The 24,294-nt window shown below is 44.3% G+C and carries 28 protein-coding genes; 17 read left to right on the top strand and 11 right to left on the bottom strand.

The annotated features are described in order from the left end of the window. Positions 1–41 precede the first annotated feature (41 nt). The 3 genes from BM122_RS00445 (at position 42) to BM122_RS00435 (ending at position 2,454) form a co-directional block, all read left to right on the top strand. Positions 42–893: a glycerophosphodiester phosphodiesterase gene (locus tag BM122_RS00445; protein ID WP_177198007.1), complete on the top strand. Its 852-nt coding sequence runs from the start codon at positions 42–44 to the stop codon at positions 891–893. Between the two features lie 251 nt (positions 894–1,144). After that, positions 1,145–1,411, top strand: a complete 267-nt coding sequence (locus BM122_RS00440) for a hypothetical protein (protein WP_074902665.1) — start codon at positions 1,145–1,147, stop codon at positions 1,409–1,411. A gap of 359 nt (positions 1,412–1,770) precedes the next feature. Continuing rightward, entirely contained in the window at positions 1,771–2,454 is a 684-nt protein-coding gene (locus tag BM122_RS00435; RefSeq protein WP_074902662.1) for a hypothetical protein, read from the top strand. Between the two features lie 48 nt (positions 2,455–2,502). On the opposite strand, the gene BM122_RS00430 is transcribed toward BM122_RS00435, so the two are convergent. The 6 genes from BM122_RS00430 to lptC all read right to left on the bottom strand — a co-directional run bounded on the left by BM122_RS00430 (position 2,503) and on the right by lptC (position 8,497). Beyond that, a complete protein-coding gene (locus BM122_RS00430) occupies positions 2,503–3,609 on the bottom strand; it encodes an AI-2E family transporter (protein WP_083398257.1) in 1,107 nt (368 codons plus the stop codon). Between the two features lie 27 nt (positions 3,610–3,636). After that, positions 3,637–4,659, bottom strand: coding sequence for a ketopantoate reductase family protein (locus BM122_RS00425; protein WP_083398256.1), 1,023 nt, complete (start codon positions 4,657–4,659; stop codon positions 3,637–3,639). A gap of 363 nt (positions 4,660–5,022) precedes the next feature. After that, entirely contained in the window at positions 5,023–6,480 is a 1,458-nt protein-coding gene (locus BM122_RS00420) for an RNA polymerase factor sigma-54 (protein ID WP_074902655.1), read from the bottom strand. A 54-nt stretch (positions 6,481–6,534) separates the two neighbouring features. Continuing rightward, on the bottom strand, positions 6,535–7,257 hold the full coding sequence (gene lptB / locus BM122_RS00415) for an LPS export ABC transporter ATP-binding protein (RefSeq protein ID WP_074902651.1): 723 nt from the start codon (positions 7,255–7,257) through the stop codon (positions 6,535–6,537). A 38-nt stretch (positions 7,258–7,295) separates the two neighbouring features. Further along, the gene (gene lptA, locus BM122_RS00410) at positions 7,296–7,850 is read right to left on the bottom strand and encodes a lipopolysaccharide transport periplasmic protein LptA (protein ID WP_074902648.1); all 555 of its coding nucleotides are present in this window, start codon (positions 7,848–7,850) and stop codon (positions 7,296–7,298) included. Further along, a complete protein-coding gene (gene lptC, locus BM122_RS00405) occupies positions 7,847–8,497 on the bottom strand; it encodes an LPS export ABC transporter periplasmic protein LptC (RefSeq protein WP_256211812.1) in 651 nt (216 codons plus the stop codon). The genes lptA and lptC overlap by 4 nt, the downstream gene beginning before the upstream one ends. 363 nt (positions 8,498–8,860) lie before the next feature. On the opposite strand from lptC, the gene nadA reads away from it, so the two are divergent. From nadA to clsB, 3 genes are all read left to right on the top strand, one after another. Then, on the top strand, positions 8,861–9,961 hold the full coding sequence (gene nadA / locus BM122_RS00400) for a quinolinate synthase NadA (protein ID WP_074902643.1): 1,101 nt from the start codon (positions 8,861–8,863) through the stop codon (positions 9,959–9,961). A 66-nt stretch (positions 9,962–10,027) separates the two neighbouring features. Further along, complete coding sequence (locus tag BM122_RS00395; RefSeq protein WP_074902640.1) at positions 10,028–10,780, top strand: endonuclease/exonuclease/phosphatase family protein; 753 nt, start codon at positions 10,028–10,030, stop codon at positions 10,778–10,780. Next, entirely contained in the window at positions 10,777–11,946 is a 1,170-nt protein-coding gene (gene clsB, locus BM122_RS00390) for a cardiolipin synthase ClsB (protein ID WP_074902638.1), read from the top strand. Before BM122_RS00395 ends, clsB begins: the two co-directional genes overlap by 4 nt. Positions 11,947–12,132: 186 nt before the next feature. Here the strand turns inward: clsB and BM122_RS00385 are convergent, their stop codons facing one another. Further along, entirely contained in the window at positions 12,133–12,909 is a 777-nt protein-coding gene (locus BM122_RS00385) for a DUF3750 domain-containing protein (RefSeq protein ID WP_143083258.1), read from the bottom strand. Positions 12,910–13,129: 220 nt separating this feature from the next. Continuing rightward, a complete protein-coding gene (locus tag BM122_RS00380; RefSeq protein ID WP_074902632.1) occupies positions 13,130–13,432 on the bottom strand; it encodes a DUF4389 domain-containing protein in 303 nt (100 codons plus the stop codon). Between the two features lie 382 nt (positions 13,433–13,814). Between BM122_RS00380 and BM122_RS23855 the strand changes: the two genes are divergently transcribed. Next, complete coding sequence (locus BM122_RS23855; RefSeq protein ID WP_218151932.1) at positions 13,815–14,330, top strand: hypothetical protein; 516 nt, start codon at positions 13,815–13,817, stop codon at positions 14,328–14,330. Here BM122_RS23855 and BM122_RS24690 read toward each other — a convergent pair. Together BM122_RS24690 and BM122_RS23850 are read right to left on the bottom strand one after the other, a co-directional pair. Continuing rightward, positions 14,314–14,442, bottom strand: a complete 129-nt coding sequence (locus BM122_RS24690; protein ID WP_256211811.1) for a hypothetical protein — start codon at positions 14,440–14,442, stop codon at positions 14,314–14,316. The genes BM122_RS23855 and BM122_RS24690 overlap by 17 nt on opposite strands. Before the next feature lie 90 nt (positions 14,443–14,532). Beyond that, positions 14,533–14,760, bottom strand: a complete 228-nt coding sequence (locus BM122_RS23850) for a hypothetical protein (protein WP_218151931.1) — start codon at positions 14,758–14,760, stop codon at positions 14,533–14,535. A gap of 11 nt (positions 14,761–14,771) precedes the next feature. Between BM122_RS23850 and BM122_RS00370 the strand changes: the two genes are divergently transcribed. From BM122_RS00370 to BM122_RS23015, 6 genes are all read left to right on the top strand, one after another. Continuing rightward, complete coding sequence (locus BM122_RS00370; protein ID WP_074902630.1) at positions 14,772–15,380, top strand: DNA methyltransferase; 609 nt, start codon at positions 14,772–14,774, stop codon at positions 15,378–15,380. 373 nt (positions 15,381–15,753) lie between these two features. Continuing rightward, positions 15,754–15,990: a DNA methyltransferase gene (locus BM122_RS23845; RefSeq protein WP_218151930.1), complete on the top strand. Its 237-nt coding sequence runs from the start codon at positions 15,754–15,756 to the stop codon at positions 15,988–15,990. 36 nt (positions 15,991–16,026) lie between these two features. Then, the gene (locus BM122_RS23840; protein ID WP_218151929.1) at positions 16,027–16,245 is read left to right on the top strand and encodes a hypothetical protein; all 219 of its coding nucleotides are present in this window, start codon (positions 16,027–16,029) and stop codon (positions 16,243–16,245) included. 340 nt (positions 16,246–16,585) lie between these two features. After that, positions 16,586–16,744 (top strand): hypothetical protein, encoded by a 159-nt coding sequence (locus BM122_RS23025; protein ID WP_177198006.1) that lies wholly within the window; start codon positions 16,586–16,588, stop codon positions 16,742–16,744. 3 nt (positions 16,745–16,747) lie between these two features. Next, entirely contained in the window at positions 16,748–16,963 is a 216-nt protein-coding gene (locus BM122_RS23020; RefSeq protein ID WP_177198005.1) for a hypothetical protein, read from the top strand. Then, positions 16,960–17,214 carry a hypothetical protein gene (locus BM122_RS23015; protein WP_177198004.1) on the top strand — a complete coding sequence of 85 codons (255 nt, stop codon included), beginning with the start codon at positions 16,960–16,962 and terminating at the stop codon, positions 17,212–17,214. Before BM122_RS23020 ends, BM122_RS23015 begins: the two co-directional genes overlap by 4 nt. Positions 17,215–17,659: 445 nt before the next feature. Here BM122_RS23015 and ppc read toward each other — a convergent pair whose 3' ends face one another. Further along, complete coding sequence (ppc, locus tag BM122_RS00355) at positions 17,660–20,458, bottom strand: phosphoenolpyruvate carboxylase (RefSeq protein WP_074902626.1); 2,799 nt, start codon at positions 20,456–20,458, stop codon at positions 17,660–17,662. 122 nt (positions 20,459–20,580) lie between these two features. On the opposite strand from ppc, the gene hemC reads away from it, so the two are divergent. Genes hemC through BM122_RS00335 form a run of 4 tightly spaced genes read left to right on the top strand, consistent with a single transcriptional unit; the run spans position 20,581 to position 24,294 of the window. Continuing rightward, the gene (gene hemC, locus BM122_RS00350; protein ID WP_074902621.1) at positions 20,581–21,531 is read left to right on the top strand and encodes a hydroxymethylbilane synthase; all 951 of its coding nucleotides are present in this window, start codon (positions 20,581–20,583) and stop codon (positions 21,529–21,531) included. A gap of 9 nt (positions 21,532–21,540) precedes the next feature. Next, positions 21,541–22,329, top strand: coding sequence for a uroporphyrinogen-III synthase (locus BM122_RS00345; protein ID WP_074902619.1), 789 nt, complete (start codon positions 21,541–21,543; stop codon positions 22,327–22,329). 13 nt (positions 22,330–22,342) lie between these two features. After that, on the top strand, positions 22,343–23,119 hold the full coding sequence (locus BM122_RS00340) for a uroporphyrinogen-III C-methyltransferase (protein ID WP_074902616.1): 777 nt from the start codon (positions 22,343–22,345) through the stop codon (positions 23,117–23,119). After that, complete coding sequence (locus BM122_RS00335; protein WP_074902613.1) at positions 23,116–24,294, top strand: heme biosynthesis protein HemY; 1,179 nt, start codon at positions 23,116–23,118, stop codon at positions 24,292–24,294. Before BM122_RS00340 ends, BM122_RS00335 begins: the two co-directional genes overlap by 4 nt.

The following is a 24,294-nucleotide window of genomic DNA, read 5'->3' as shown; positions in this document are numbered from 1 at the left end:
TCGATTTAAAAAGAGCATAAAAAATGAAAAGAGGAATACTGATGGGTGCTTTTTTAATTTCATTTCTTGAGTCTGCCTATGCACTTGAAGTGCAAGGGCACCGAGGTGCTCGTTGGATGCGACCAGAAAATACTCTCCCAGCCTTTGAGTATGCGCTGCAAGTGGGTGTAGACACCTTGGAGTTAGATACCCTCATAACTAAAGATGACCAAGTAGTCGTTCATCATGATCCGGCATTAAACCCCAATATTTGCCTGGATCCTAGAGGAAAGAAACTTACAGCCCAAATTCTCATTCGTTCACTGACATTAAAGGAGTTAAAAGGGTATGACTGCGGTTCATTGGTCAACCCCAGCTTTCCTCAGCAAATAGCTCAACCAAAAACACCTATTCCAACCCTCGATGAGGTATTTGAAATGGTTGAGAAATCAAAGCTTCACACCGCAAAAAAAGTGCATTTCAATATTGAAATAAAAAGTGAAGAGACTCACCCTGAATATTCGCCGTCACCCGACAAATTTGTAAAGCTTGTGTTGGCGGTTGTAAAAAAACACAACCTCATGAATCGAGTGATTTTGCAATCGTTTGATTTACGCACGTTAAAAATCGCACGTCAATTAGAACCTAAGCTACCTCTCTCTATTTTAATTGAAGATAGGCCCGCAGAAGCAGGCGCTCTAGTAAAGTTAATGAAAGCCTATCAGGCACAAATTCTTTCGCCAAATTATGAGTGGCTGACGGCTCAAGATGTGGCAGAGATCCACGAAATGGAAGCCCGCGTGATTCCCTGGACTCCCAACACAAAGGAAGATTGGCAATCTATAATTAAAAAAGGGGTGGATGGTATTATCACTGACAATCCCAAAAAACTTCTTGATTTTCTTAAACGATGAATGTGTCAATATAACCTTTTACTCCTTCAAACTTATAACATAAGTGTTTGCACGTATTTTTTTAACTAGCCTTTTTCGATAAGCTTCTAAAGTGTCAAAGTTTAATAAAAGTATACTTTTTCTAAAACTATACGGATAGATCGAATGAATACTTAGAGATATCCTGATGAGTGTACGGTCGAATATAGCTGGTATTAATGGTTTATCTGGACAGCTAGCGTGATGTTTATCTCATATCAAGGAGCAGGAATATGAATCGAAAAACTGGTTTTCAGCTTGTTGCATTGAGTTTGTCAATTACATCAGCAATATTGATAGTACCGATAACAAGTTACGCAACCGAACAAGGCGAGCAACGTCGGCAAGCAAGAGAGATAAGACAGGAAGGACGTCAGCAAGCAAGAGAAACCAAGGCGGAATGCCGTGCAGGAGATGAGAAGAGTCGACCAGAATGTCGGCAGGATAAGCGAGAAACCAAGCAGGATGCGCGTGAGAAAGGACGGGAAATCAAGTACTAACAGTAGAAAATACTTGATCAATTAATCTATAAAAGCAAAGCGGAGGCTGGCTTTATCCGGGATAAACTCAACATAGTACAAAAATAATAAGTAGTACTATGTTGGTCTTCCAAAATTAGCGTTACTTGTTTAGCCACCAGTGGGTCTCTGCTTCGACTATTTGAATTACCCAAGTTTTATTACACGATGAATTTGCCGAGCAATAGATTAAAAAGCGCTTAACGCCCAGAATTATAATTCTCAGTGTGCATTGGACAGAGAAAAAACGCAACCCTGTATTGTTTTGCACTAGCTAAAACCTACTCTGACCGTCCATCTGCGAAGGTCAGTTATTGCAATATGCTTCCTAGAGTTAAATCATGGAGCAAGAAAAAACCCTCACTGATAATCGTTTGAAGACCCCACGCGCAGCCGCCGTTGCGGGTATTTTGTTTTCCATGCTGTATATTACTAGCCTCGTTCTCTTTCGAGTTTCGGTGCCAGCAGATCCGCATGATGCTGGAGCATGGCTGGCAGGGGGCTGGAAGGCCGTCAATCTGGCATTGTATCTGCTGCCATTCGCAGGCATTGCCTTTTTATGGTTCATCGGCGTGCTGCGGGATCGAATTGGAATCTATGAAGACCGCTTTTTCTCGACTGTATTCTTCGGCAGCGGCTTGCTGTTTCTAGCCATGCTATTTGCTTCTGGAGCAGTTGCGGCAGGCATCCTGATCAGCTACAGCATAACACCCGACAAATTCGTTGAATCGGGCATTTACACATTTGGACGCACCGTGGTATATCAGATCGTCAACGTTTATGCCGTGAAAATGGCGGGGGTGTTTATGATCTCAATCTGTACAGTCGCTGTCCGTACCAAGATTTTCCCACAGTGGATTGCGCTTCTCGGCTATGCAATGGCGCTACTACTGCTACTGAGCACTGGGTATTTTTACTGGACACCGCTGGCATTTCCCTTATGGGTGCTGCTGGTCAGCACATATATTTTGTTCACAAACCTGAGGAACAAACCGGACACGACTTCCCCATCGCTTAAGTCATAATGGCCTGCAAGAAGAGATTGCGAGATTGCGCTGCTTTGCTGTACAGGTCTAGTGAGACATTGATTTCATGTTCAACCAGACCTGAAACAACTTATAACCCAACGCAAGGACGATAGCGCCGACGAACAATCCGACAATACCAGACATCAGCAGGCCGCCGATAGCCCCCAAAAAGATCACTGCCATAGGCACACCGACACCACGTCCCAGCAGTAACGGTTTTAACACATTATCCAACAGCATAATCATCGCATTCCAAATTAGGAATATCACCGCGGTAAGCGTATCACCGGTTGCAAAAACGTAGATGATAGCTGGAACAACAATAATCCCTACCCCGATCTGTACTACGGCCAAAATCAGGCACAATAACGCCCATATTCCAGCAGCGGGCACGCCGGCAAAGATAAAACCAAGGCCTGCCAACAATGCTTGAATAACAGCAACACCCAATACGCCGCGAGCAACACTACGAATCGTAGCTTCGGCTAGATTGGCGAAGTCATCGCCGCGCTCCCCTACTAATCGCCTGGATATGCTATGGGCGAGCTGATAACTGCTCTCGGAATAAGCCAATAAGATACCAGCAATCACAAACGCAGCAATAAATATGATTATTCCCATACCCGCGCTAGCAGCAGCATTGATCAACCAGACACCGGCTGCTCTGAGTTGAGGTTGCACCAGCTTCAAGGCTTCAATCAAATTCGTTGAGGCAAGATCCCACATTTTCGCGATGGGCTCACCAATAAGAGGCCAATTCCTGATAGCTTCCGGTGTCGGTGGAATAATGACTTCCCCATGGAGAAATTGCTCTGCCAGCGTTACCACGTTTTGCACCAGCAGTTTTGTCAACATGACAGTAGGCACCATTAATAGCACCAACAACGCAGTGATAAGCAGCGTTGCTGCGATTACGCGTCGATTGCCAAGTAAATTGCGCAACATGAGAAAAAGAGGATGAATCGCCACTGCAATAATGATTCCCCACACCAATGGGATAATAAACGGCTGCAATATTTGAAAACACCATACCAGCACAATCGCCAGTACTCCGAGCCGTATGACTATTTCCGCCACTTTACTGGACAAATCAGTTTCCGCTACTTTACTGGGCAAATTATCGTGTGGGGGTGGTACGAAATTTGAAGTCATTATGAGTTTCCTCCTGGGGTGTTTTAATCAGTTAAAAACACCTTCTGGTAAACTATCGGCCAAATATTGTAAATATTTTCGATGGGGTTTCAAACCTTCAGAAGTGATCTGCTCAAAAAGCGCTAATACAGCACGGTTTAATGGACAGGGGAAAGTCTCCCCCGCCAGTCGGATCAGATAACCGTTATAGGCCTCTATTTCCGTGCGACAGCAATGGGCTGAAATATCTGGAGCCATTGAACAATAGGTACCACGTAGTGATGGTCGGAAAAACATGGCCATAAATCTACTTAAAGCGGTAATGCGTAGAATGAGGGAAACGGTATCAGGATGAAATGGTCCAATGCGAGCAAGTTCAATGTGTGCATGCTTGAGAATGGCATAATTTTCGTGCAGCATACCAAAAAAGAGCTTTTTAGCTAACTGATCAGTCAATAATGATCCATTATCGATGCCAGCCACAGCCGCAAGCGGAGAAATGGCGGCATTGTACATAAGCTTGGTCGCTTTGTAAGGTCGAATATCTTTAACCAATTCAACAGGAAATAATTTAGCTTTTCCCAGTGCTTTAGCCAATGATACTATTTCATCCCATTCCCTAGCAGTGACAGATCGACGTGCCCCAATGTAGAGGCTACCCGGTCTTGTAATTCGAGTTTCGGAACGATCGCGCAGACATTCGGATACAAAAGAGGCAATCCCTTCGCAAGCATGATTGCGCCGCTCTAGACCCACATCAAAGCCATTTTGAATCGGTACCAGAAAAGCATCGTCAGGCAGACGTGCGAGTACTTCTGGATTATTATAGGTTTTAGTGCAGAGCAAAATAAAACCTTCCTTTGGCACAACCCAATCATCAAAAGCCATAAAAGGTACAGCTTGTGTTCCTATTCCAACTACCGTTACACCATTCTTTTTACCTTCAGCTACTTTGTTAGGATGGCTATCAACCAATATTACGGCATACCCCTCCCGTGACAAGGCCCAACCAACCGCTGCGCCAATACCTCCAATCCCTAAGATGTGAATGGGTTTATTAAGTAAATTCATCAACTCTATTGTAAATATAAATCCGAAAAATAATATTCAAGGTAAATAGTACACAAGCTAAACACAATAATTCCAACTAAAATCCACTAGTTTTTATTCCATCTCTAGATCACAACTGACTTTGTCGGCTTCATCTTGCCGTATTATTTATCCTGTCTGCGGTACGCCTTCGCGTCAATTTGATTTGGAAATGGAATTAAACACTTTCTCATGATTGCGAGAGCTCAAATTAATAAAGCCGATGAAATCCAGATGATATATGGAATAGAGAATCGCCAATGAAATACTTCACTAACGGTAAAGTTGATTTTGCAATTACAAGAGAGTACTTATGTTTTCTAAGAATCAATATTTTTGAGGCTATTAAAACCCTTTACGAAGATTAGCTGGGGGAATTTGCATTGATTCACGGTATTTTGCAACAGTGCGGCGTGCAACAATAATCCCCTGCTCAGCCAGAATCTCGGAAATCCGATTATCAGTAAGCGGCTTTTTCTGATCCTCACCTTGTATCAATTGTTTGATTAAGGTACGAATTGCAATAGCAGAGCAGGCCCCGCCGCTATCGGTTGCGACATGGCTTCCAAAGAAATACTTGAGTTCAAATATGCCTTGTGGTGTATGCATAAATTTTTGTGTGGTAACACGTGACACGGTAGATTCATGCAAATTTAGAGCTTCTGCAATTTCCCGCATGACAAGCGGACGCATTGCAACTGCGCCATGCTCAAAAAAAGCTTGCTGGTGCTCTACTATGATAGTGGATACTCGAAAAATCGTTTCAGAACGTTGTTGAATATTCTTAAGTATCCATTTGGCTTCATTAAGCTGACTCATTAACATTTGAGTCGAATCATTTCGATCACGCTTTAATATATCAGCATAAAATTGATTAATACTAAGACGAGGAATTGATTCAGGGTTGAGTTTGGCTATCCATGTTCCCTTAAGCTTAGTCACAATTACGTCAGGTATGACATAACGCGAGACAGTTGAATTGAACGTACTACCAGGTTTGGGATTTAATTGAGTAATAAGTTGCTGCACGGAACGCAGGCATTCATCATCACAATGCAACAATTTCTTAATCTGTTTAAAATCTTTTGAAGCAAGTGTCTCAAGATCGTGCTCCACAAGCAAAAGCGCCTCTTGACGACAAGGAGTTTCTTCAGGAAGTGTTTGTAGCTGCAAAAGTAGACACTCTCGCAAATTGCGTGCACCTAAACCGGGTGGATCCAATTGCTGCAAATATTTAAGCGCTGTCTGCAAGTCAGCCAGATGAATGTCCAACTCCGCTGGCAACATCTCAAATAAATCTTGCAGGTCCTGCGCAAGGTAACCATCATCATCCAGACTTTCGATTAACATCCTCACGATTTGACGGTCACGCTCGTTGATCTGGCTCAAGCTGATCTGCATAATGAGATGTTCACGCAAAGTGGGAGGATTGATCATCTGTTGGGTAAAATCCCATTCATCTTCCTCGCTTTCTCGATGACTGGAAAAGATTTCATAATCACCAAGCCAATAGGTCTCTTCATTTGAAGATAAAATCAATTCATCATCCTTCTCTTGATGTTGCGCGCCATTCAACTCAATGGACGAAGTCCTATCTAAGGGTAACGAGAGCGAGAAATCTTCTGCAAGAACCTGTTCATAATCAGTCTTATCGCTTAATTCCAGCAGAGGATTATTCTGCAACATACGCTCTATTTCCTGATTTAACTCAATGGTAGAAAGTTGCAGCAATTTAATTGACTGTTGCAACTGTGGCGTAAGCTTAAGACTGGAAGTTAATTTAAGATGAAGAGTAGGTTTCATAGTTCTGAGAAAGCAGCGGTCTCCTATCTGGCTTCATGAATCGAATATTCATAATTAAAGTCGGAAGTGCTCTCCCAAATAAACTTCCCTTACCCGCTCATTATCTATGATTTCGCTAGGTTTACCGCTGGCAAGTACGGTCCCTTCGCTGATAATATAGGCGCGATCACAAATTCCTAATGTTTCTCTCACATTATGATCAGTGATCAACACGCCAATCCCACGTTCTTTGAGAAAGCCAATCACTCTCTGGATATCCATGACTGCGATTGGATCTACACCTGCAAAGGGTTCATCCAAAAGAATAAAACTTGGTTTTGTGGCCAAAGCACGCGCAATCTCTACACGCCGCCTCTCACCACCCGATAGGCTAATTCCCAGATTCTCCCGCAGATGAGTAATATGCAAATCTTGCAACAAATGATCTAGTCGTTGCCGAGTCTCAGCAGCATTAAAATTCTGCAACTCCAGTACTGCCAGGATATTATCTTCAACCGAGAGGCGTCGAAAAATGGAAGCTTCCTGAGGCAAATAACTCAAGCCCAGGCGCGCACGCTGATGAATCGGCATATTGCTCAAGTCACGGTCATCCAAATGAATTTCACCATTGCCTATTGGTATCAGCCCCACTACCATATAAAAACAAGTGGTTTTGCCCGCTCCATTAGGACCAAGCAAACCAACAACTTCGCCACTACCGATAGAAAAGGATACATCCCGGACTACTGTACGAGATTTATAGCTCTTCATCAAATGATCGGCTCTAAGTACGCTCATAGTATTTTCCGAGATATCTATGCCGGTAGCACAAAAAACTATTCTCCAGTATCTGTTGTTTGGGGAGACTTTGTTTTAGGCTGAATAATCACCCTCACTCTGTTTTCTGATTTTTCTTGAGCTTTTTTCTCCTTGCGGCTTATAACTTCGAAGAAATCCCGCATAATATCATAAGAAATATAGTCACCATGCACTTCATCCTCCCCCCGCTTTAACTGCGCCTTGCCAAATAACTCGATTTTATTGGTTTTTTCATCATATTCTACGCGTTGACTCCAACCCTCAATATATTCGTCAACACTATCACGTCTCTCCCGGAAACTGACAAGATCTCCGTAACCGGTCACATAATGGAAGCTTTTGAGATCCTCTTTTATGATCACCTTATCTGCTCGAATGATACGCGTTCCCTGAGTGAAAATAACGTTACCTATAAACGTGCTTATGCGAAAGTTATCCTTACGTTTATAGTCTTCGACTGTAGCACTATCTGATTCTATCTGAATCGGTTTATTACGATCAGCACGTTCTGCCAGAATGTGTTCCGAGAACAGTGTGCTAATAATCAAAAAGACGAAAAAAAATACATTCATTTTTTACGATGGTTCAGTTGGGTCAGCGGCTTTTTATTCGAAGATCGATCAGTACTCTGATGTATTTTGTTCACTTGCACTTTCACCCTTGATTTCAGATCGATTTGTTCTGTTCGATCATTCAGCTCCATCCCTACCGCATTTACGATCATATTCATCTTTACCAGCGTTACAGGCTGATCTGTTTTTGCAATTTCAGCATCAGGGATCAGATGCAGAAATTCGGTACGCATTGTCACCCTATCTAAGTCTTTTTCTCTAATAATGAATACGTTTTCCTTGAGATAGATATCTTTACCGTCATCAAACTCAGCATAATCAGCACTTATACGTACCAACGGTTTATCCGGTTGCAAACGGGCAAAATCAACCTGTTCATAATAAGACATATCTCCTGCCGGATAATGAGTCATCACATCTGCGGAAAAAAAAAGCTGAAGTGCTTTATCATAAGCTACTTGGACACCCGAAAGATTTTCAATAATAAAGTCAGGTTGATGATTTGAATCGTCATCTTCACGGGTTCTAGGATATTGAATCGCTTGATCCAGCCATAATGTTAACAATGCAAGTATCCCCAAAAGAGCAATAGGGCCTGGAAGTAGACGATGGATCATCTCACGATACCACTTTTTTTTCCATGACAATCTCCTTTGCCTATTACTGAAACAGTAATGAACAAAATAACGAGAAAATTGTCTGGAAATAATAATTTATATTCGTTAGCCACAAAAAGCTTAACCGTTTTATGCAGAACACTTTTAGTTTTATCCAGCAAAGGGGTCATCCAAGCGCTTAAAATTAATTTGGCTGGATAATTATATCAAAGTCACACTCTAATCAACCAAACAGTCAAAAATGCTGTTTTTTATTGTTGGTAAGTGTTCTTTAGATAGAAAAAAGCATCAAGGATACTATTTGAGATTTTTATGCTTTATGCTCTTTAAACTTGAATCCCTGCCACAATATGATTATGTTAATACATTTCCTAATCAAATTTTGAAATAACCATGCCCGCAAACGCTATCGACTTTGAAAACTTCGAACTATTGCAGGATGAAACCTGTGCTCAACGTATTACTGCTGCCAAAGAAAAATTAGGGAAACATGCTGTTATCCTGGCGCATCATTATCAACGAGCAGATGTCTATCGGCATGCAGATCTGACGGGAGATTCTTTAAAACTGTCTTATCTCGCGGCAAAAACGGATGCTGATTATCTGGTTTTTTGTGGCGTGCATTTTATGGCAGAAGTTGCAGACATCCTCTCAAGCGCGGAGCAGATTGCTATTCTGCCTGATCTCGCAGCGGGTTGTTCAATGGCTGATATGGCTAATCTCTCCAAAGTAGAAAGAGCTTGGCGTGAATTAGCTGAAATACTTGATCCAGATGAAGTCATCACACCTGTAACCTACATCAATTCGAGTGCTGATTTAAAAGCTTTTTGTGGAGAGCATGGCGGCATTGTCTGTACCTCCAGTAATGCCACTAAAATTCTGCAATGGTCGTTTGCCCAGCGGGAAAAAGTATTATTTTTTCCTGATCAGCATCTAGGACGCTGGAGTGGCTACAAATTGGACCTCCCTCTCGAACAAATGCCTGTTTGGGATTTTGATGAGCCCATGGGTGGATTGACCGAAGAGCAAATCAAAAAAGCCAAGATCTTGCTATGGAAAGGGCATTGCTCAGTGCATCAGATGTTCCAGCCACAACATATCCTGCGATTTCGCAATCAATATCCTGAAGGTTTAGTCATTTCGCACCCAGAATGCAGTTTTGAAGTTTGCAAAGCTTCAGATTATGTCGGCTCCACTGAATTCATTATTAATACCATTCGTGAAGCCAAAGCAGGAACACGCTGGTTGGTGGGTACCGAATTGAATCTGGTTGGACGTATTGCTGAAGAATTCAAATCTCAGGAAAAAATTATTCAGTTCATGTCACCCATGGTGTGCATGTGTTCAACCATGGCACGAATTGATCCTCAGCATTTGGCATGGTCATTGGAAAATCTGGTAGCAGGTAATGTAGTCAACCAAATCAAGGTACCGGTTCATGAAGCAAAACTTGCCAGATTGACACTTGAAAGGATGCTCGCTGTTTCAAAGTAGTAAGATACGATATATTGAATGCGTCAGGGTTATAACTTTGTGATTTGCAATTTCTTATAGTTGTCTATGATCGATAAACTGCATATTGCCACCTACAATATCCACAAGGGCTTCTCCTATTTCAATCATCGCTTGGTATTGCACGAACTGCGCGATCAGTTGCGCGCGCTCGGCACTGACATCATCTTTTTACAAGAAGTGGTCGGGGAACACAGCAAGCATGCATCCCGCTTTGTAAGCTGGCCAAATATCTCCCAGCATGAGTTTTTGGCAGATTCAGTATGGCAGGATTTTGCTTACGGCAAGAATGCGGTATACGACGAAGGTCATCATGGCAATGCCATTCTCAGCCGTTTTCCTATTGTAAGCTGGGAGAACGAAGACATTTCGTCTCATCGTTTTGAGAACCGTGGCTTACTCCACTGTGAACTCAGTATTCCTGGTTGGCAGGAAACACTGCACTGTATTTGTGTTCATCTGGGATTATTCAGGCGCGGCCAGCGCAGGCAGCTCGAAGCAATGGAGAAGCGTATCAAGCAACTCGTACCACCTCATGCTCCACTAGTAATTGCCGGAGATTTCAATGACTGGCACGGAACAGCCAGCCGCATCCTGATGAAGCACTTGGAACTTACCGAGGTTTTTGAACAGACGCACGGTAAAACAGCCCGCAGCTTCCCCTCCATCTTTCCGTTATTACGTCTTGATCGTATCTATGTTCGTGGCTTTCAGGTAAAAAATGTCTGTATCCATCAAAGCCATCCTTGGACGAAAATTTCCGATCATGCAGCCTTGTCAGCCAATATTGTGCGTGTATGAAGTTACCCAAGTTTATCAAAGGTAACCGGCTAACACTCTTACATAATGGAGCAGAATATTTCCCAGAACTGGAAAGCGCAATTGATGAGGCTAATAAAGAAATACATCTCCAGACTTATATTTTCAAATACGACCTGACAGGCATCAGCATTGCCAACGCACTCAAGCGTGCTGCCCAGCGTGGTGTTGCCGTTCACCTGTTGATAGATGGTTTTGGCTCACTCAAGTTTCCCCAAAAAGCAATAGAGAACTTAATTGCTGCAGGTGTTCAAGTGATGCATTACCGAAAAGAAGTTTTTTCTTTCCGGTTCAGGCGTCATCGATTACGCCGTATGCATCGCAAGCTAGTCGTCATCGATGCCCGCATCGCTTTTGTGGGAGGAATCAACATCATCAATGACCATCAAAAACCTGGCCAAGCTGTACCCCGTTTTGACTATGCAGTAAAAATAGAAGGCCCCTTACTCACTACCATTCATTCTAGCGCCAAACGTTTATGGATGCTGGTCGCCTGGGCGCACTTCAAAAAACGCTGGATTACTCATCTCGAATTGCAACCTATTACGAAACCAGTTGGTAACGAACGTGCAGCATTTGTCATCCGCGACAATTTTCGCCATCGCCGTGACATTGAGCGCTCTTATCTCAAAGCGATCGCTAATGCTTACAATGAGATCATTATCGCCAATGCATACTTTCTTCCTGGCAGAAATTTTCGGCAAGCCCTTATCCATGCAGCCCGTCGGGGTGTATCGGTTATTCTGCTGCTGCAAGGAAAAATCGAGTATCGCATACAGTATCATGCATCACGCGCTTTATACGATAATTTGCTGGATGCCGGCATCAAGATTTATGAATATCAAAAAAGCTTCTTACATGCCAAGGTAGCCGTCATTGATCAGTACTGGTCAACGATCGGTTCTTCCAACATCGATCCTTTGAGTCTTTTAATGGCGCAAGAAGCGAATGTCATGGTCCTCGATCAGGCATTTGCCATGGAACTGAGAACCACGCTGCAATTAGCGATGGAAGATTCCAAGCCTGTATCAAAAATCTATTGGGGGAAGCAATCCTGGATTAACCGATCCTTGAATTGGATAAGCTATTACATTGTGCGAATTTTGCAAGGAGTGCTAGGCTACAGCCAGGAAAGGACACGTGTCTGAGACTTGTACGCCAGCACTTGTTATTCCATTTCCAAACCAAAAATGAAGCGAAGGTGAGCTGCATACAGTATAAATAATACGGCAAGGTTAAGCCGACAAAGTCAGTTTTGATTTAGAAATGGAATGATGCTGACGTCATGAGTAGTGCAAGTATAATTCAGAGGTACCTTCACCGGCTACACAAGACTATTCTAATTGCTGAGCAGAAACAGCGAGTCTGTCTTGTTCGCTCAGCTCTATCCGTCCAATGAGTGGTAACTTAATCGCAATCGGACTGTGAGAGAAACCAAATGTCAGCCCAAGTAAATTGACTTCAAACCCTTCAACTTGACTGACGATGACCCCCAATAACCCAAATAAAGACCATTGCCAACCGCCACCACTGGGGGCAACCGCAGTCATGCTACTTCCAAGATAATCTTTGCCAATAGCCGTGGGAGGTAAGTCTAGCGCCAGCTCTGGTACAGCGCGCGCGATCCAGGCAGTAAAGGTATTTGAATTTGGGCCTGGCCACATGGTGTACTCGCGCGCGTAGGGATAGCTCAATGCTGCTTCTTCAATACGGTTAATTAATGCATCCACGCCATCTCCTCGCTTCTCAGCCAGCAGGATGGGCATATTTCCAAACCAGCGTCTGTCTGGTCGTTGCTGATGAATTGATACTGATGAACCACCTCGGCGCAAATACCAGCCAATGACTTCATAGACTGTATAAGTTCGGGCTAACGATGGTTTTACCGCAATCCAGGTATGAATACCAAAATAACCTCGCCAACCATAAGCACGCGCACCATAAACTTGTATGATCGCTTCCGCAGTTTGTTCAGGATCGGGCGCCAGCCCTACAGGTTCGCGGCTCGCAGTTTGCCAGCCTGCATTAACATGCTCTGTGACAAAATGAATTCCTAAAGTCGTTGTAAGAACAACAAGCAGAAAAAGCCTGACGACAGTCGCTAATTTCATTTTCATTCTAAAAATAAAAGAAAATATTGAGATAATTTAATCAGTCTCAACACAAATAAACGATACCGTTACTCATGTTCAGCTACGGTATCAGATTATTAAAACAGCATAGAGTTCTGACAGCACAGATTTTTCTTTTTCACATAATGGATGGTTTCCTGATATTAAATGGTTGCAGTTATTTTCATTGATCTCTTCTTCAGTAGCTCACCCCTATCCGTTATTGATCATCTTCAATATATTGGGTCTTTTCGCTTGGCCAGACACTAAATGGAAAAGGTAATTGCTCACTATTAAAGGTAAGAAAAGTAATGATCTGATAGACATAGGCTGCCAGATTCTGGCTGAATTTGAGTAACTGCACATTAGTATGGCCTGACAGGACAATGGAAATAAACTGAAACAGCATCACCAGAATAATGACAAATTCCATTAAGCCATAGACGAAAATGAACAACAGCATATAAAGCCCGCGCATCCATGTCTCAGTTTTTTGCAATCGTTGTTTAATTTCTTCTTTCATACATCCTCCTCGCAATAGCATTCAATTTAGGGTGAATCCTACTTCTTTTTATATATGAATTATAAATGGTTCTATCATCGCATTGATTATGCTCCCAAACCAAGTATTTATGCAGCTAGCAACCCATTACAAAGACAGACAAGCTTATTTGATAAGTTTTTGCAGCCAATCTCCGGAGCTCAACTGATACGCTGTATAGCAACATGGAAACAACCGACTATAATGATGCCACTCTTCGTAATCCGCCCTAAAATGCGATGATTTGCTCATTCAACTGCTCAATAAACCTTTTATCAGTAAATTTATTGCTGAAAGCATGTAGCACAAGGCTTTATCTTATGTTAAACGATACCTGCTTCAGGCTGTAAAACCATCACAAAATATGTCCAACCCCTTTTTTGATCAGCCCATCCTAAATTCTCCCTACGAGTATCCTTGTCGACATTGGGAGCTGGATTCCTCGGGCCAGCCAACGCAACGCATCGTTGAAAACCGTCGACCTGCGGAATTCATTACGCCCATCCCCAAATCCAAAAAGCAGAAGACGGCACCGGTGCAACAAGATCTCATCTTCGATGAAGGGAAAGGGCTTTCTTCCGAGAAACAGCAGCAGTATGATCCCACTTCCATCATCAACGAAATCCGCAAACTTGTGGATACCTGGCATTCCTTGCCCTCAAGTCAATGGCAAGTTACTCTGGAAACCATGCGACTTCTTCAACATTGGCGGCGCTATGACTTTAGTTGGATTCGACCGTTTTTCTGCCAGATAGAAGCCGTCGAGACCACGATCTGGCTAACTGAGGTCGCTTCGCTTTCCGTTGCTGGCAAACGCATCCTCGAGCACCTGATGAGCGCCAATCGGAATACCAACCCGGAATTCAGCGGCTTGCATTGAAGTTAGCTACCGTCGCAGGTAAAACCACTGTCATAGCCATGCTCATCGCCTGGCAGACAATCAATGCGATGCGTCGCCCTGCAAATAAACGCTTTACACGTGGTTTCCTCATTGTAGCGCCCGGGCTCACCATCAAGGACCGTCTGCGCGTGTTACTGCCCAATGACCCGGATAGTTACTACGCGAGCCGGGAGCTGGTGCATCATGATTTTCTGGAGGATATTAAACGGCCAAGATCGTCATCACCAACTATCATGCTTTCAAGCTGCGTGAGCGTGTGGCACTTTCCAAAGGCAACTGCGCCCTGCTGCAAGGCCGCACTGGCAGCGATCTCCAGACCACTGAAAACGAAGGCCAGATGATCCAGCGCGTCATGCCTGAACTCATGAGCATGAAAAACATCCTCATTCTCAATGATGAAGCGCATCACTGATCGAAGATTTGCTCAAAGAAACCAAAGCGCACGAGCATGTAACACAGCCCGAACAATTCGACTTGTTTTCCGACTTCAACGGCATCCCTGACGGCGCCGATAAGACCGAATTCTACCAGCACGAACAAAACTGGACTAACCGCATGATTCTCGGTGATTCACTGCAAGTAATGGCAAGCCTCGCGGAGCGCGAAGGACTGCGCGGAAAGTTGCAGTGCATCTATTTCGACCCGCCCTACGGCATCAAATTCAACAGCAACTTCCAGTGGAGCACCACGAGTCGCGACGTGAAAGACGGTAATGCTGCACACATCACGCGCAAACCCGAACAGGTCAAGGCATTTCGCGATACCTGGCGCGATGGTATTCATTCCTATCTGACTTATCTGTGCGATCGGCTCACTGTGGCACACGATTTGTTGACTGATTCAGGCTCGATCTTTGTACAGATTGGCGATGAGAATGTGCATCGGGTACGAATGATGATGGATGAGGTGTTTGAGGAAGATAATTTCATCGGCCTTATAACTTTCAAGAAACGCATTATCAAGAAAGCGATTACACAGCCAATATCGCTGATTATTTGTTGCTGTATGCAAAGAAAAAATCGGACATAAAATTTAGAAAGTCCTAGAAGCCTGCAAGCCTTCTGGAAGTCGATTACTCAAAATACACAAAAGCATGGAATGCCGCTGGTAAAGTTGAAACGATCCCGAAAGAATGGCGTGCTTCACCGGACAAAATTCCTCAGGATTGGCGTCCTTTTAGGGATGACATCACGCTTACTCAGGATAGTGGAGGTGAAGCAGAGAACAAAGCATGGCATGTATATGGTACAGACTTCTTTCCAGGCCTTGGCCGACATTGGCGCACGCATCATCCAGTGGGTCTTCAACGATTGTATTTTGCTGGCCATGTAAAACCAGGCGACAAGAGACCATTTTATATCGAAGGCTATGACGACTCTCCTTCTGTTAATACTCAAAACATTTGGACAGAGGGATTACGGGAGCTCAATATAAAGTTTACGTAGTGCAGACAAACGTACGCGTGCTTCAGGCATGCCTCTTAATGGCTAGTGATCCCGGCGATCTGGTGCTTGACCCGACCTGCGGTTCCGGCACCACCGCTTATATGGCCGAACAATGGGGTCGCCGCTGGACCACGATCGACACTTCGCGCGTTGCTTTGGCACTGGCGCGTGCACGCATCATGGGTGCGCGTTAATCCTATTATCTGTTAACCGATAGCCCAGAGGGACAGTTGAAAGAAACAGAAATCACGCGCACCTTACCTTCTAGCAAACCCACCTACGGCAGCATTCGCCACGGCTTCATTTATCAGCGCGTGACGCATATCACGCTGAAATCCATTGCCAACAATGCCGAAATTGACATCATTTGGGACAAATACCAGGAAAAACTGGAACCGCTGCGTGCGCAGTTGAATAAGGTGTTGGGCACAACACGAGAAGAATGGTAAATTCCACGCGACCTCTCCAAAGTCGTTCCAGCAAAGCCTGTCCCGGAGTGCCTTCATCCGGGGGCCGGAATCCAGCAAGCCGACAAAGACTGGGCCCCGGCCTCCGCCGGGGCGACGGAAGAAGCGGAAGCCTTACATGTCCAGTGGTGGCAAACGCGCATCGCCCGGCAGAGGGAAATCGATGCTTCTATTGCTGCCAAGACTGAGTATGAATATCTCTACGACAAGCCATACGAGGGCAAAAAGAAGGTGCGCGTGGCCGGTCCATTTACCGTAGAAAGTCTGAGTCCCACTGCGTGCTGGGGGTGGATGAGAAGATGAGCTGATCGATCCGTACAAAATGGCACAACCGGATGCCGACTATGCGACTGGCTATAGCTTCGAGCAGATGATCCTGGAAAACCTCAAACCGCAGGCGGCAGCAAGCGTACAAGGAAGACCGCATTACTTTCACTACCATTATCGGCTGGCCGGGCAACTATATTTGCGCCGAAGGTAATACATGGAAGGTGTGGCAGGTGAATTGCGCAAAAAGCGTGCGGTTATTTTCATCGGCCCCGAGTTCGGTACCGTTTCCCGCCCTGATCTGGTCGATGCTGCGCACGAAGCAGGTGATGCCGGCTTTGATGTGCTCATTGCCTGCGCCTTCAACTACGAGGCGCAGGCCAGCGAGTTCCACAAGCTGGGCCGCATCCCGATATCCTTAAGGCGCGCATGAATGCTGATCTGCACATGGCCGGCGAACTCAAGGCCACCGGCAAGGGCAATCTGTTCGTCATTTTCGGCGAGCCCGACATCGAAATCCTCAGTGAAGAAAATGGTACTATCCGCGTGAAAGTAAACGGAGTAGATGTGTTTGACCCTAGTACGGGTGAATCCGCAGTGATGGCGCCGAAGGCATTGCCTGCTGGTTTATTGATACCGACTATAACGGCGAAAGCTTTTTCGTTCGCCATGCTGACTTCCTAGGCCAGAACGATCCGTACAAAGCGCTCAAGACCACCTTGAAAGCCGAGATCAACGAAGAATTGTGGACTACCCCCAATAGCGACCGCTCGCGGCCTTTTTCCAAGCCTCAGTCAGGCCGTATTGCAGTGAAGGTGATCAACCACTTGGACGATGAAGTGATGAAGGTGTTCAAGGTAGGATGAAGTGGGACCGGCTTGAACCGTTCAAGTATTTCGTTGAGCAGCAGCCAGGTGAGGCGACTGGTTATATTCACAAGGGTTCACAAAGATGATAGCGCCCCAATGGTGTCTCGATAGCGCCCTTGTAAAACTTTGATACGATCCCTCTCCAGCCGATCCGCGCAAAAGGGCTACCTCCCCTAAAATACACGCTCCAACCCATCTACAGCCTCCAACCGTATGCAAAATATTGTCATAACATTCTTATATCCGTTTGGCTGCCTGACTTAACCGCTATTTCTCAGTCCTGCTGCGACGCCATTTATCGTAAGATGAATGGAGCGATGTACCTGATCCACATCATCACCCGCACGATAACGACGCAGCAACTCAATTTGTAAATGGTTAAGCGGATCGATATAAGGCGTACGAATACGAATGCTGCGCGCTAAGGTAGGATTCTCCTGCAGCAATTCTGTATGCCCTGTTATTGCAAATAACCATTTTACGCTACGTTCCCATTCTGCTTGGATGCGCCCAAAGATATGGTTACGCAATGGGGCATCCGTGACTAACTCAGCGTAGCGTGATGCAATCCCCATATCGGTTTTTGCCAACACCATGTCCATATTGGATAACAAGGTTTGCAAAAATGGCCATTTTTCATGCATTTCTTGTAATAATTTTAATCCTGCCTCCTCCCCTTGCGCTTGTTGAACGAATGCTTCAACCGCTGAACCAAAACCATACCACCCTGGCAGCATGGTACGATTAAGACTCCAGCTGAATACCCAGGGAATAGCTCGTAAATCTTCAATTCGATCAGAAGGTTTGCGGGAAGAAGGCCGGCTACCAATGTGCAACCCAGCAATTTCCCGAATCGGGGTGGATTCCTGAAAAAATTGTTTGAAACCTGGCGTTTCATATACCAGATTTCGATAGACTGCAAATGCAGTGGATGAGAGCGTTTCCATTACCTGGTAATAGCGCGCAGCATTTTCCTGGATGGCATCATGACTTAGCAATGTCGCCTCAATCGTTGCGGCCACCAATGTTTCAAGATTGCGGCGTCCTATTTCAGGATCCGTATATTTGCTCGCCACAACCTCTCCCTGTTCGGTTAATCGTATCTGCCCATTCACACTTTTCGGTGGTTGAGCCATAATTCCTTGATAGCTGGGGCCCCCACCCCGTCCAACCGTCCCTCCGCGTCCGTGAAACAAGCGTAGTTCCACCTTATGCTTGGCAAAAATTTTCGCCAATTCAATTTCAGCTTTGTATATTTCCCAGTTGGAAGTAAGAAATCCCCCATCTTTATTACTATCCGAATAACCGAGCATGACTTCCTGTACATTGCCACGAGAATCCAGCAATTTACGATAGTATGGCAATGAAAGTAATTCATCCATGATGGTGCTGCAACTGCGTAAATCCTCAATGGTTTCAAATAAAGGAATAATATTCAGACCCAACTGCGGATTCTCGCCAGCCTGGAGCAAACCAGCCTCTTTCAATAATAGCGCGACCTCCAGGATATTGATGACACCTGTTGTCATGGAAATAATGTAATTTGGCAGCGCAGCATGACCAAAGCGGCGCTGGATTTCTGCTGCCATTTGCAAAATTCGCAATTCACTTTGTGTTGGTTCGGAGTAGCTCAAATAGGGGGAATGAAGGAGTCGCAAACTACTGATTTCTGCCAATAGCCATTTCATACGCTCACTCGCCGACAGCTCGAGATAATTATCCCGACGAGTACCGCGCGCAAATAACTCCGCAACAACCTGCTCATGCACTTTACTGTGCTGCCGCATATCGAGTGAGGCCAAGTGGAATCCAAATACATCCACTGCTCGCCGTAAATTGCGCAATGCTCCGCGCGCGAGCCAATCTGATCTGTGCTGCTTGAGTGAATTGATCACGATATCAAGATCATGAACAAACTCTGCGCTGTCGGCATAAGGTTCGGTTGGATTGACCTGCTCTCGTTGCATCACGGCAAGACCCCGTTGCCGACTGGTGGCAGCCAAACGCGCATAAATGCCGAGAAAGGCTCGTCGATATGGCTCATCAATGCGGCTCGCAGGAATATCTGGCGAAGCAGCCGCTAATTGCTCAAGTTCCTCACTGACATGGATCAGGCGCTCAGCCAGACTCATGGTTCGCCCAATCTTACTGACTTCGTCCATATAAAAATCAAATACGAGCGTGGCTTGACGCTCTGCCGCATGCAGCATGACCTGATGCGTCACAAAAGGATTGCCATCCCGGTCACCGCCTATCCAACTACCAATACGCAAAAAAGAGGCTACCTGGGGAGCCTCTTTACCCTTATGGCGCTCCAGCAAATCCTCGATCTTGGCATAGATATAAGGCACTTGGCTCAGGAAAGTATAAGTATAATAAATAAGGCCATTCTCAATTTCATCATGAACGGTAAGACGTACCGACCGCAGCATACGGGTTTGCCATAAAATCTGAATGGCAGCACGCAACGCTTCTTCATTGTGACGCAATTCGTTAGGAGTGAGCTGGATACGGTCGCGTTCCTGCAATAAGCGCTGAATAGTCAATTGACAATCAAGTATGCTCCTACGCTGAACTTCGGTAGGATGAGCCGTCAATACCGGCGAGATCATCGCTTTAGCAAAAAAATCATCCAAGCTCGCGTTATCTATGCCACTTGCCAGCACACGTTCCAGTGCGAGCGTAACACTGCCGGGCTGAGGTGAAGATCCTTGACGCAGATGAGCTCGTCGCCGACGGTTATGATGCAGATCCTCCGCAATATTGGAAAGCAGTGAAAAATAACTAAAGGCACGCACGACGGCGATCGTCGCCTTATTGCTTAATCGATTCAAGATTGCGTCAAGCTCTTGCCGCGCTTTGGGATCTTGTTCACGACGAAAGCGAACTGCCGTTTGACGAATGGTTTCGACTAATTCAAACGTTGCATCTCCTTCCTGCTCTCGCAAAGTATCCCCCAGCATGCGCCCAAGCATACGAATGTCCTCACGCAAAGGCTTATCCTTTTCCTCGCTCATATTGTTGTCAGAATAAACGCTTACACCAGCGTCAGAACTCATCTCAATGTATCTCCCATCTAATAAAATTCTAGTAATTCACGTATGCTATAGTCCATACCATGATCGATCATGCTACAATAATTCGTTTCTGAAAGTTTCGTAATCTTTTCATATTATAATTAATGTCAAATTCATTTACTTCCCCTTCTAAAATTACCATTGCCTCTCGTGAAAGCCTCCTTGCCATGTGGCAAGCAAATTTTATTCGGGATAAATTACGTGAATTATACCCGCAAACCGAAATCAACATACTTGGCATGACCACACAAGGCGATCAAATTCTTGATATTTCTCTTTCAAAAATTGGCGGTAAGGGATTATTTATCAAGGAACTCGAGCAAGCACTGGAAGATGGTCGTGCAGATATTGCCGTTCACTCGATGAAAGATGTACCGATGAATATGCCACCAGGATTCATGCTGGCTGCTATCACTGAACGTGAAGATCCTCGTGATGCGTTTGTTTCAAACAAATATACTCATCTTGATGAATTGCCAGCAGGCAGCATCATCGGAACTTCCAGTCTGAGACGCGAATCCCAGTTACGCGCGCGATATCCCTATTTTCAAGTCCAACCCTTGCGTGGAAATGTTCAAACCCGCTTGCGAAAGCTGGATGAGGGTCAATTTGCTGCCATCATTTTAGCAGCAGCCGGACTGAAGCGCCTGGAACTGGCTTATCGCATTAGTTCACTAATCGAACCTGAAATAAGCTTACCTGCAGTTGGGCAAGGTGCACTTGGCATAGAATGCCGCAATGATCAAGCTGATTTGGCATTATTGATGCAACCTTTACATCACGCTGAAACAGCCTATTGTGTTGAAGCAGAGCGAGCGATGAGCCGAGTATTGGGAGGAAGTTGCCAAGTACCCCTGGGAGGTTTTGCAGAAATCGCGGATGATGTACTTACCTTACGTGGTTTTGTAGCCAATCCTGATGGAACGAACATGGTAAATGATGAATTAAGCGGCAAGCCAGAAGATGGCGTTTCGCTTGGTCAACGATTAGCAGAGAGCCTCAGGAAACAAGGTGCTGATGAAATTTTAGCAACCTTAGTGCAATCCCATGATTGAAGGTGTAACTTGCCAGAAACGCAGCCACTAGCAGGGCTATACGTTTTAGTCACACGCCCGGCACATCAGGCCGCCCATCTGATCAATGAAATCAAGAAGAGGGGAGGCAATCCGGTATTATTTCCTGTTCTGGAGATATCTGCCACAAATAATCCTCAGCCTCTTCTTAAGGTTATTGATCATCTCGATGAATTTGATTTGGCCATTTTCGTTAGCCCAAATGCGGTTGATAAAGCAATCCCCTTGATCCAGGCTCGCAGAACATTCCCACCCAACCTGAAAATTGCTGTAGTGGGGGAAGGAAGCGCTAATAAGCTCAGACAGTACGGAATAAATGACGTCATCGTGCCCTCCAGCCGCTATGACAGCGAAGCCTTGCTCGAAGTACCGGAATTACAGCAAGTGTTAAATAAAAATATTGTTATTTTCCGCGGGAATGATGGACGAAAATTATTGGGTGAGACCTTGATTCAACGAGGCGCTCATTTAGAATATATTGAATGCTATCGCCGTGACAAGCCTAAAATAAACGTATCGCCACTGTTGGACAGTTGGTCAAATGATGCATTACATGCCGTTACAGTAACAAGCAGTGAAGGACTGCATAATTTATTTGACATGATAGGTAAAGTTGGCCAACAATTACTTAAAAAAACCCCTTTGTTCACTGCGCATGAACGCATTGCCTATGTTGCAAAAGAACTTGGCCTTACCAATATACACGTTACTGCTGCTGGAGATGATGGATTAGTACAAGGATTGCTGGAATATTTTCTATCAATTAAAAATCAAGCATAGCTTCTCGACAATCATGAATAGAGAGATTAAAACTGCTCCACCCAAATCATCACATCTGAGTATTTTAGTTCTATTTTTTATTATTTTTGTAATCATTGCTTTTTTGGCATGGCAATGGGCAGATAGGCGAGGTCAGATTACTGATATTCAACGATCCATAGCTGAATATTTAACTAATGTTGATTTTTTGGGCAAGAAACCACGCCAGCTTATCTCTAAAGTGCAAATTGCTCAACAAGAAACTCAACAACAGCTTAATGAACTACGTGCAACAGCGATTACTTCTCCCGAGCAACGAGAAGCACTGGAAAAACTCTCCAATTTGCTCGAGAAGATTGATGCATTACCTTTAGCGATGGATGCTCATTTAATTAAAGTTGATCTTCCATTTAAACGATTCGCATCAGAAGATAATCATTGCTATAAATTCATTAATGATATTCAGCGAGATCTTCAGCAATTAATAGTTATTCAGAAGGTTGATAGTCCGGAAATTGTTTTGCTATCCCCTTCTCAACGCGAACTTCTACAAGAAAAGATAAAGCTACAATTGTTATTGGCGCAAGTTTCCCTGCTTTCTCACGATCAAACAAATTTCCAAACAAGCCTAGAAACTGCAAAAGAATTGATCAATCGCCACTATGACAAACAAACAGAATCTGTTACTGATCTACTTAATCAATTAGATCAAATACATAATTATACAATTGATAAGGCCCTATCAAATGTTTCACAACGTCATGATATTGTGCATATTTATCAGATTAAACGTGATGAGGAGAGTAAATGAAACTGGTGCTCTGGATATTAGCTCTATTTGCTGCGGCAGTGGCTGTTGTGATTGCCGCTCAATATAACAACGGCTCTGTATTAATGATCGTGCCACCTTACAGGATCGAGCTTACGATTAATATTTTTATCATTTCATTGATTGCTGCTTTCTTTATTTTCTATCTGTTAGTCAGATTGATAGCAAGAATATTGGGATTGAATAGACACTTACATCATAAAAAAATTAGGGAATCGATGCTTGCTGCTGTGAAAACATTTTTGGAGGAGCAATATGATAAAGCAGAGAAAGCGGCAGCAGCAGTATTAAAGCTAAAAAGCCCTCCTGTTATTAGCGCGATTAATGCTGCTATTGCAGCGCGCGCAGCTCATCGCCAAGGAAACTATTCACAACGTGACCATTATCTAAATATTGCGGAACAAAAAGCTCCTCAAGAAAAAGCGTTAAGGCTGGTCACCCAAGCAGAATTATTACTTGAAGAGGGACGTCATGAAGAAGCGTTAAATGCCTTACAATCCCTTTACTCAATGGGTGGGCTACAAAGCACAGCTGTGCTTCAATTGGAATTAAAAGCGCAGCAGATGGCCCACAATTGGGATAAAGTTTTAGAGTTGACGGATATTCTTGAAAAACGCTATCCCGTTGACAGGGCATTAATCGAACAAATCAAGCATCATGCTCATGTAGAGAATATTAAGAAATATGGTTCGGATTTAGAATTACTTAATAAATACTGGAACAAATTATATCCAGGAGAAAAACTTGATAGCAGACTGGCTGCAGTAGCAGCTCGTGCTTATATGGCATTGAATGAGGTATCAACCGCTCAAAAAATTATTGAACAAAGCATTGATACCAAGTTAGATCCAGAATTGATTACACTTTATGCTAATTGCATGGATGGCAGTGTGAGCTGGCAAATCCAGCGAGCGGAAGGTTGGCTAAGAAAGCATCCTAACAATGCTGAATTATTACTCACACTAGGAAAATTATGTACTTACTGTGAACTATGGGGTAAAGCGCAAAATTATCTCGAGGCAAGCTTGTCAATTGAACCAAGCCGTGCCGCTCATCTTGCTTTAGCGCAATTATTCGAAAAACTGGATAAACCTGAGCTGGCTGCAGATCATTACCATAAAGGATTAGGGTTTACATTAAAGAAATTGAATACTTAA

The organism is Nitrosomonas communis, from assembly GCF_900114745.1.
GTDB lineage: Bacteria > Pseudomonadota > Gammaproteobacteria > Burkholderiales > Nitrosomonadaceae > Nitrosomonas > Nitrosomonas communis_A.
The sequence above is the reverse complement of the archived record's forward strand: the minus strand, read 5'-3'. Positions and strand labels throughout refer to the sequence as shown.

Bases quoted from the DNA above. Each gene is read 5' to 3' on its own strand.
- BM122_RS00440 (WP_074902665.1), top strand. From the start codon at position 1,145: ATGAATCGAAAAACTGGTTTTCAGCTTGTTGCATTGAGTTTGTCAATT.
- BM122_RS23855 (WP_218151932.1), top strand. From the start codon at position 13,815: ATGTCCAACCCCTTTTTTGATCAGCCCATCCTAAATTCTCCCTACGAG.
- BM122_RS23015 (WP_177198004.1), top strand. From the start codon at position 16,960: ATGAATGCTGATCTGCACATGGCCGGCGAACTCAAGGCCACCGGCAAG.
- ppc (WP_074902626.1), bottom strand. From the start codon at position 20,458: ATGAGTTCTGACGCTGGTGTAAGCGTTTATTCTGACAACAATATGAGC.
- BM122_RS00335 (WP_074902613.1), top strand. From the start codon at position 23,116: ATGAAACTGGTGCTCTGGATATTAGCTCTATTTGCTGCGGCAGTGGCT.
- BM122_RS23020 (WP_177198005.1), top strand. From the start codon at position 16,748: ATGGAAGGTGTGGCAGGTGAATTGCGCAAAAAGCGTGCGGTTATTTTC.
- BM122_RS00385 (WP_143083258.1), bottom strand. From the start codon at position 12,909: ATGAAATTAGCGACTGTCGTCAGGCTTTTTCTGCTTGTTGTTCTTACA.
- nadA (WP_074902643.1), top strand. From the start codon at position 8,861: ATGCCCGCAAACGCTATCGACTTTGAAAACTTCGAACTATTGCAGGAT.
- BM122_RS00435 (WP_074902662.1), top strand. From the start codon at position 1,771: ATGGAGCAAGAAAAAACCCTCACTGATAATCGTTTGAAGACCCCACGC.
- BM122_RS00340 (WP_074902616.1), top strand. From the start codon at position 22,343: ATGAATAGAGAGATTAAAACTGCTCCACCCAAATCATCACATCTGAGT.
- lptA (WP_074902648.1), bottom strand. From the start codon at position 7,850: ATGAATGTATTTTTTTTCGTCTTTTTGATTATTAGCACACTGTTCTCG.
- clsB (WP_074902638.1), top strand. From the start codon at position 10,777: ATGAAGTTACCCAAGTTTATCAAAGGTAACCGGCTAACACTCTTACAT.
- BM122_RS00420 (WP_074902655.1), bottom strand. From the start codon at position 6,480: ATGAAACCTACTCTTCATCTTAAATTAACTTCCAGTCTTAAGCTTACG.
- lptB (WP_074902651.1), bottom strand. From the start codon at position 7,257: ATGAGCGTACTTAGAGCCGATCATTTGATGAAGAGCTATAAATCTCGT.
- BM122_RS00395 (WP_074902640.1), top strand. From the start codon at position 10,028: ATGATCGATAAACTGCATATTGCCACCTACAATATCCACAAGGGCTTC.
- BM122_RS00425 (WP_083398256.1), bottom strand. From the start codon at position 4,659: ATGAATTTACTTAATAAACCCATTCACATCTTAGGGATTGGAGGTATT.
- BM122_RS00430 (WP_083398257.1), bottom strand. From the start codon at position 3,609: ATGACTTCAAATTTCGTACCACCCCCACACGATAATTTGCCCAGTAAA.
- BM122_RS00380 (WP_074902632.1), bottom strand. From the start codon at position 13,432: ATGAAAGAAGAAATTAAACAACGATTGCAAAAAACTGAGACATGGATG.
- BM122_RS00445 (WP_177198007.1), top strand. From the start codon at position 42: ATGGGTGCTTTTTTAATTTCATTTCTTGAGTCTGCCTATGCACTTGAA.
- BM122_RS24690 (WP_256211811.1), bottom strand. From the start codon at position 14,442: ATGAGGAAACCACGTGTAAAGCGTTTATTTGCAGGGCGACGCATCGCA.
- BM122_RS23025 (WP_177198006.1), top strand. From the start codon at position 16,586: ATGGCACAACCGGATGCCGACTATGCGACTGGCTATAGCTTCGAGCAG.
- hemC (WP_074902621.1), top strand. From the start codon at position 20,581: ATGTCAAATTCATTTACTTCCCCTTCTAAAATTACCATTGCCTCTCGT.